Source organism: Pseudoduganella sp. RAF53_2, from assembly GCF_052113985.1.
Taxonomy (GTDB): domain Bacteria; phylum Pseudomonadota; class Gammaproteobacteria; order Burkholderiales; family Burkholderiaceae_D; genus Rugamonas.
The window spans coordinates 1-1,777 of the sequence record NZ_JBFRDW010000894.1 but is presented as its reverse complement, the minus strand read 5'-3'; the positions used below and the strand labels follow the sequence as shown (position 1 = coordinate 1,777).

At 63.0% G+C, this 1,777-nt stretch carries 2 protein-coding genes; one reads left to right on the top strand and one right to left on the bottom strand.

The features are described 5' to 3' along the window. Nucleotides 1-961, top strand: a 961-nt coding sequence (locus AB4Z11_RS30770) for a hypothetical protein (RefSeq protein WP_442029840.1), incomplete at its 5' end; no start/stop codon positions are given. Here the strand turns inward: AB4Z11_RS30770 and AB4Z11_RS30765 are convergent. Then, on the bottom strand, nucleotides 952-1,777 hold an 826-nt coding region (locus tag AB4Z11_RS30765), incomplete at its 5' end, for a LysR family transcriptional regulator (RefSeq protein ID WP_442029838.1). The genes AB4Z11_RS30770 and AB4Z11_RS30765 overlap by 10 nt on opposite strands.

The following is a 1,777-nucleotide window of genomic DNA, read 5'->3' as shown; positions in this document are numbered from 1 at the left end:
GCCGCCTGCGCAAGCAGGTGCCGACCACGCGCAGCGCGAGCGGCAAGGAACGTGCGCGCCGCTCCATGGGCACTGGGATCTTCAACTGATGCTGCCGGCACTCGTACAAGAAAACCTGCCGCGCCTGACGCGCGCCATCAAGCTGCTGCCGGGCGATCCGCGTCCGGACGCAGCGGTGATTCTGGCCGAGGAACTGGCCACGATTACGGCCAACGTCGCGGACAAGTTCACCAACAACCGCACGGCGGAAGGCATTCAGAAGGCGATCAATCTGACTGTGGGCGGCGTGTCGCTCGGCCTGGAGCAGCTGCTGACGGTGGACAGCGATCAGGCTGCGCTGGACTTCCTGGTGGATCATGGTCCCGAAGCAGCCTTCCAGGCAGGCTTCCGCCAACTGAAGGATTTGTCGGCGATGCCGGAAGATACGCTGATCGGCGAATATGATGCCGACCCGGTGTACGCCCAGCGCCGCCTGCGCGATCTGTTCTTCGATATCTGCTACACCGATCCGAATGCGAATTGGGATGGCGTGTCGAAGTTCCAGTCGCAGCTGCAGCAGCGCCATGAAGTGCAGGGCATCGTGCGTCTTGCCAGCTGGCTGCGTCGCCACAACACGGAAGGTCCGATCAAGGACGAGGACCTGAACGCGGAAGGCGTGATCGCGCTGGCCATCATCTTCGCAGCGGAAGGCAAGGGCCGCATCGTTGCACGTACCGGGCAGAAGGAATTCGAGCGCTTCGTAAAAGCGGTGCGCAAGGATAAGCCGGACTTCGAAACCGGCTGGGCGCAGCTGGTGACGCTGGTGCCTGCGCAGCATCATCCGGTGCTGATGCATCGCATCGATCTGTATCGCCGCACCTGCACCGTGCTGCAAAAGATCCCTGGCCGCTCGGCCATGAAGACCCTGTTCGCGGAGCTGGAAAACTACGCTGGCTCGGAACTCGAAGCCGATTACGACTGATCTGCTTCGTCGCGCGCCAGCGCTACGAACGCTTCGACGAGCGGCGAGCTGTCTTCCCTGCGCTGCGCCAGCAGCAGGGAAGTGGCCGCCGCCTCATCATCCAGCGCCCGGTACACCACGTCTTCCATATGAATGCTGTGGAATGGACTCGGCAGCACCGACACTCCGATCCCCGCCGCCACCAGCCCAATGATGGTGGACGCTTCTCCCGCCTCCATCGCAATCTGCGGCACAAAGCCTGCCGCGCGGCATAGCCGGAAAATCTGAAAGTAGATACCGGTGCCGGCGTCTTTCGGATACATCACGAACGGCAGTTTCTCCAGGTCTTTCACCTTGACCTTGCGCTTGTGCGCCAGCGGCGAATCGGAAGGAAGCACCAGCAGCAGCGGATCGTCACGCAGGTGCGTGAGCGTGAGCGCTTCCGGTAGCGTCACTTCAGGCGGGCGCACAAAGCCCAGGTCCATCTTGCGCGTTTCGATGGCCTCCAGCTGGTGCAAGGTCGCCATCTCGTGCAAGGTCAGCGACACGTGCGGATACAGCTGGCGATAGCGCTTGATCGCTTTCGCAAACAGCGGCGTGGACGGCGTCGAGAAAGTAAAGCCGACGCGCAGTTCGCCCGCTTCGCCACGCTGCGCGCGCCGCGCCGTGACGACCGCGCGTTCCGATTGTGCGAGGATCTGGCGTGCATCTTCCAGGAACAGCTTGCCCGCTTCAGTAAGCCGCACCCAGCGCTTGCTGCGTTCGAACAGCTGCGCGCCGACTTCGGCTTCCAGCGCCTGGATCTGCTGGCTGAGCGGCGGTTGTCCAATGTGCTGC